This window comes from Sphingobium sp. CCH11-B1, from assembly GCF_001556865.1.
GTDB lineage: Bacteria > Pseudomonadota > Alphaproteobacteria > Sphingomonadales > Sphingomonadaceae > Sphingobium.
This window is the reverse complement of sequence record NZ_LSJY01000176.1, coordinates 1-4,981: the sequence shown is the minus strand read 5'-3', so window position 1 is coordinate 4,981 and position 4,981 is coordinate 1. Positions and strand designations below refer to the sequence as shown.

Here is a 4,981-nt window from a genome sequence, read left to right as displayed (position 1 = left end):
GGGGCTCTGTTGCAAAGATTGGCGGCAGTCAGAGGTAGGCTGTCGCTCTGCGCCGATCAGGCGGCTGCTGCGAAATGGTGGTTGAGCATGCCCATGGCCTCCGTCAGCGCCGAGGGCCCAATGGGGTCAGTTCCGGTAAGGGGCGAAATGACACCCTAAGCGCAATGGCTTAAAGGGGTGGGAAGCCGACCGTCTGGTTCGGATTTTAAAACACCCGTTGCCGATGCCAAATCCGCACCAAGATCTTCGTCATTCCCGCGAAGGCGGGAATCCAGTCAACGCAGCGCTTCGAAGCCAAAGTCGATGGCGAGATCGCGCCACTGTGGATTGCCTTCTTCGATCAACCTGAGCTTCCAGTCACGGTTCCATTTCTTGATCCGCTTCTCTCGCTGGATCGCGTGCTCCATTGTCGCGTGCATTTCGAACCACACCAGCAGTTTGGTTCCATAGCGGGCGCTGAAGCCATCGAAGTGTTCGCTGCGGTGCTGGGCGATGCGCTGGATCAGGTTCGAGGTGGTGCCGGTGTAAAGTGTGCCGTTTCGCGCCGAAGCGAGAACATAGACGGTGGGCGCGAAGGTCTCCTTCATTGCGACGTTGCTACTGGATTCCCGCCTTCGCGGGAATGACGAATCGAGTGAACAATCGGCAAGCCACCCGGGTTCAACGAACGTCCACTGTGGGGCGCTAGCTGCCATCACATAATTCTGTTGAGCGTCGATCAGATGTCGGTCAGATCCTCCGGGTAACGCCCGCCCCGCTGGCAGAAAAGTCGCCATGTGTCCTGTCCGCGCTCAGTGACAAGAATGCGAACAGGCCCATCCGATGAACGCACAAGGAGCCCAAGCCGGACGAGAGGGCCAATGGTTCGATCACCGATCACCTTTTCCCGGTTTCGCCCCGGGACTACCATTGCCCATCCCGGCGTTCCGCGTTCGGTAAGCGCGGGCTCCAGGTATCCATTACGGGTGTCATCCGCTTCCCGGCCAAGAAAAAACAGGCAGATGCTCCAGAAGGCATCCCTGGGTCGAGGCGGGATCATCGCCCATTCGAGAGGGCCCGTTGTATCGGGCTGCTCATGCACCGTGGTAGTAATTGTTGGAGCGTCTCGTACACCTTCACGATAGGCGCGCTCCAGCGCCTGTGCGATAGCGCCGGCGGTGTCCACAGTGTAACCATATTTGCGATCATGGCGGTCTTTGGCGATGATGCCGCGAGCGATCTCACGGAAGCGTACCTTGCGCCGCGGATCGGGCGGCAGGCGTGGCGGGGCTTTTGTCATGCCGCTATTTCCTCGTCCGCGGCGCAATCCGCTCTTGCTCGCCCGACGATTGCCGCGACCGTATTCTTGCTCAGGCCAAGATCGCGGGCGATCCAGCGATAACTGCGCCCCTCCTGAACCAGCGCCAACACTTTGGGTCCAAGCCGATCGGACTTGGGCCGTTCCCCCGGTTGCCGTCCGAGCTTGCGCCCCCGTGCTCGAGCAGCGGCCAAACCAGAGCGGACACGCTCGCTAAGCATGTCCCGCTCGAACTGTGCGATGCCGGCAAGCAAAGTGGCCATCATCCGCCCATGCGGTGTGTCGACCTCGAACGTCATGCCGCTCATCGCCACCACGGAGACGCGCCACCCGGACAATCGGTTCAACGTGTCGAGCAGGTCTTGGGTGGAGCGGCCCCACCGGCTCAATTCGGTCACAAGGATCGCATCGACCTGGCGCGCCTGCGCCAGCTTCATCACTTGGTTACGTGCTGCCCGGTTCGCCTTCATGCCGGAGGCTGTCTCCCGGAACACTTCCACCACTTCATAGCCACCCCGCTCGGCAAAGGCGGCAAGGTCGCGTAGTTGCCGTTCACACGACTGGTCGGCAGTCGAAACCCTGGCGTAGATGGCGGCGCGCTGTCCCAATTGAACCCCTCTGGATTTAGGCTCCAAAAACCCTTGATCTGCGTGGGGGTAATGTTGTCCAAAACAGACTTCTGATCAACTGGGACAATGCCTCATGCCGCGACGCCATATCCTGAGCGCCCGGCAGCGATCGGCGCTGCTCGACCTGCCGACCGACGAGGCATCCCTGCTCCGCCATTACATTCTGGCTGACGATGACCTGATCCACATCAACCGACGACGCAGGCCGGAGAACCGGATCGGCTTCGCGCTGCAACTGTGTGCGCTGCGCTATCCCGGACGGATGCTGGCACCGGGCGAGATCATCCCCCTCGCAGTGTCTGCCTTCCTTGGAGCCCAACTCGGCATCACCGGTGACACGCTCCTTCGCTATGCTGTTCGCCGCCAGACGCGCCAGCAGCATCTAGAGGTGCTGCGCCGAAGCTACGGGTACAGGATGTTCTCCGGTCAGGGGGCGCCGGCCCGGGCGTTTCGCGACTGGCTGCTTGGCCAAGCCGAACAGGCGCGCTCGAATGACGATCTCGCGCGGCGCTTCATCGCCCGCTGCCGCGACACCATGACCATCCTGCCGGCGATCACCACCATCGAGCGGCTGTGCGCGGACGCGCTGGTCGCGGCCGAGCGGAATATAGAGAAGCGGATCGCCACGCGCCTCGATCGCGTCGCCTGTACGCGGCTCGACCAGCTGACGACCGAGATGCTGCCGGGTGCGATCAGTCGCTTCATCTGGCTGCGCCGGATCGAGCCGGGCAACAATTCCGCCGCGGCGAACCGGCTGCTCGACCGGTTGGAGTTCCTACGCACGATGAACCTCGGCGCTGACCTGCTCGCAGGCGTCCCGCCGCACCGCGTCGCCCGGTTGCGCCGGCAGGGCGAACGCTATTTTGCCGATGGCTTGCGCGACCTAAACGCCGATCGGCGCCGCGCTATCCTTGCGGTCTGTGTCATCGAATGGGCCGCCGCGACCGCCGACGCCGTGATCGAGACGCATGACCGGATCGTCGGCCGCACCTGGCGCGAGGCGAAGCAGCTGTACGATGCGCGTACTGCGGAAACCAGAGGTGCGGTCACCGCAACTTTGGACGGTTTCGCGACGCTCGGCCGATCACTGCTCGACGCTCATGGCGACGGCGCATCGCTGGAGGATGCAGTCGCACGCGCGGGATGGGACCGGCTCGACCGTCTTGTTGCGACGGCCAGGTCGCTGACCGACACGCTCGGCGACGATCCGCTGGCGCATGTCGATCAGGGGTATCACCGCTTCCGCCGGTATGCGCCGCGTATGCTGCGCTGCCTCGACCTCGCAGCCGCGCCGGTTGCCCGGCCCCTGCTCGACGCGGTGACCGCCATCGCCGCCAAAGGCGAGTTGCCGGCGGCCGACGACTTCCTGCGCCCGCATTCCAAATGGCGTCGTCAGCTGCGGTTGAAGGGCGGTGACGATGCGCGGCTGCGTGAAGTCGCGGTGATGTTCCACCTGCGCGACGCGTTGCGCTCGGGCGACATCTGGCTCGAGCGCTCGCATCGCTATGGCGACCTGCGCCATGTCCTAGTGCCGATGACGGTCGCGCGTACCATGAAGCTGGCAGTCCCGTCCGATCCGCATGTCTGGCTAGCCGACCGCAAGGACCGGCTTGCCGATGGCCTCGCCCGGCTCGGTCGCGCCGCGCGCAATGGGACGATCCCGCATGGCAGTATCGAGGACGGCACGCTGCGCATCGACCGTCTCACCGCCGACCCGCCAGGCGGGATCGAGGAACTGCTGCTCGACCTGTACCGTCGCCTGCCGCCTGTCCGCATCACCGACCTGCTACTCGAAGTCGATGCCGCACTCGGCTTCACTGAAGCCTTCACCCACCTGCGCACCGGCGTGCCGTGCGGCGACCGGATCGGCCTGCTCAACGTACTGCTCGCCGAGGGGCTGAACCTCGGCCTGCGCAAGATGGCCGAGGCGTGTAACACCCATGATTACTGGCAGCTCTCCCGCCTCGCGCGCTGGCATGTCGAGAGTGAGGCGATCAACCAGGCGCTGGCCGCCGTGGTCGCCGCGCAAGGCGACCTGCCGATGGCGCGGGTCTGGGGCATGGGCACCACGGCATCCGCCGATGGTCAGTTCTACCCCGCCGCGCGGCAGGGCGAGGCGATGAACACGGTCAACGCCCGCTACGGCAACGATCCCGGCATCAAGGCCTATACCCACGTCAACGACCGGTTCGCGCCATTTTCATCGCGCACTATTCCCGCGACCGTCAGCGAGGCACCCTATCTGCTCGACGGGCTGACGATGAATGAGGCCGGACGGCGGATCGAGGAACAGTATGCCGATACCGGCGGGTTCACCGACCATCTGTTCGGAATCAGCGCCATGCTCGGCTACCGGCTCGTGCTGCGCATCCGCGATCTGCCGTCCAAGCGACTGTACGTGTTCGCCCCCGCCGCCACGCCAACCGAACTGCGCCCGCTGGTGGGCGGCAAGGCACGCGAGGCACTGATCGTCTCCAACTGGCCGGACCTGTTCCGCTGCGCCGCCACCATAAGCGCCGGACAGGTGGCGCCAAGTCGGATCCTGCGCAAGCTCGCCGCTTATCCGCGCCAGAACGACCTAGCCGCAGCCCTGCGCGAGGTCGGGCGGATCGAGCGCACGCTGTTCATCATCGAATGGATCCTCGACACCGGCATGCAGCGCCGCGCCCAGGTCGGCCTCAACAAGGGCGAGGCGCACCATGCGCTGAAGAACGCCCTGCGCATCGGTCGCCAGGGCGAGATCCGCGATCGCACCACCGAAGGCCAGCACTACCGGATCGCGGGCCTCAACCTGCTCACCGCCATCATCGTCTACTGGAACACCCTGCAACTCGGCCATGCTGTCGAGGCCCGGCGTCGCGAAGGACTCGATACCCCGGATCATCTGCTGGCGCATGTCTCGCCGCTCGGGTGGGCGCACATCCTTCTCACCGGCGAATACCTCTGGCCCAAGGACGTCAGCGCTTAGGGTGTCATTTCGCCCTCAGCCGGAACTGACCCCCCAATGCCAAAAGCTCTCTCCACAAGGCGCACCTCGCCCCTGATGCCGGGCTGC

Annotated in this window: 4 protein-coding genes; 1 reads left to right on the top strand and 3 read right to left on the bottom strand. The window is 64.6% G+C overall.

Going from position 1 to position 4,981, the window contains the following annotated elements:
* Nucleotides 1-275: 275 nt before the first annotated feature.
* From AX724_RS17745 to AX724_RS17735, 3 genes are all read right to left on the bottom strand, one after another.
* Nucleotides 276-587 carry a GIY-YIG nuclease family protein gene (locus AX724_RS17745; RefSeq protein ID WP_017503794.1) on the bottom strand — a complete coding sequence of 104 codons (312 nt, stop codon included), beginning with the start codon at nucleotides 585-587 and terminating at the stop codon, nucleotides 276-278.
* A gap of 131 nt (nucleotides 588-718) precedes the next feature.
* The gene (locus AX724_RS17740; protein ID WP_017503795.1) at nucleotides 719-1,279 is read right to left on the bottom strand and encodes a hypothetical protein; all 561 of its coding nucleotides are present in this window, start codon (nucleotides 1,277-1,279) and stop codon (nucleotides 719-721) included.
* The gene (locus AX724_RS17735) at nucleotides 1,276-1,905 is read right to left on the bottom strand and encodes a recombinase family protein (protein WP_066769010.1); all 630 of its coding nucleotides are present in this window, start codon (nucleotides 1,903-1,905) and stop codon (nucleotides 1,276-1,278) included. The genes AX724_RS17740 and AX724_RS17735 overlap by 4 nt, the downstream gene beginning before the upstream one ends.
* Before the next feature lie 94 nt (nucleotides 1,906-1,999).
* On the opposite strand from AX724_RS17735, the gene AX724_RS17730 reads away from it, so the two are divergent.
* Nucleotides 2,000-4,894: a Tn3 family transposase gene (locus tag AX724_RS17730; RefSeq protein WP_017503729.1), complete on the top strand. Its 2,895-nt coding sequence runs from the start codon at nucleotides 2,000-2,002 to the stop codon at nucleotides 4,892-4,894.
* Nucleotides 4,895-4,981 lie beyond the last annotated feature (87 nt).

What these genes read in the sequence shown, in the direction of transcription:
- AX724_RS17730 (WP_017503729.1), top strand. Translation starts at nt 2,000, where the DNA reads ATGCCGCGACGCCATATCCTGAGCGCCCGGCAGCGATCGGCGCTGCTC.
- AX724_RS17745 (WP_017503794.1), bottom strand. Translation starts at nt 587, where the DNA reads ATGAAGGAGACCTTCGCGCCCACCGTCTATGTTCTCGCTTCGGCGCGA.
- AX724_RS17740 (WP_017503795.1), bottom strand. Translation starts at nt 1,279, where the DNA reads ATGACAAAAGCCCCGCCACGCCTGCCGCCCGATCCGCGGCGCAAGGTA.